We start from the raw sequence: 273 nt of genomic DNA on the forward strand, positions 1-273 counted from the left end.
GGTCCAGCAGCGGGTGGCCCCAGACGCCCATATAGAAGGGAACGCCATCGATGTAGGTCTTGATCTCGCTGCCCGGGCGGCTGGCACCCATGCCGCGTATGTACACCGCGCCGCCTTCGGCACCGCCGAACGAGCCGACCGGGTTGAAGCGCGACACCACCACGCCGGGTGTACGACGCAGCGCGGAGGACAGGTCGAGCGCGTTGAGGTCGCGGATCTGCTCCTGGCCGACCACGGTGGTGAGGCTGCCGAAGCTGTCGACCGTGTTCTGGT

The 273-nt window shown here is 67.8% G+C and carries 1 protein-coding gene; it reads right to left on the reverse strand.

What is annotated here, in order from left to right:
* On the reverse strand, positions 1-273 hold a 273-nt coding region (locus SB719_RS20095; RefSeq protein WP_412159729.1), incomplete at both ends, for a TonB-dependent receptor.

Origin of the sequence: Pantoea sp. SIMBA_079 (assembly GCF_046940275.1) — a bacterium.
In the GTDB taxonomy this organism is placed as follows: Bacteria; Pseudomonadota; Gammaproteobacteria; order Enterobacterales; family Enterobacteriaceae; genus Pantoea; species Pantoea borealis.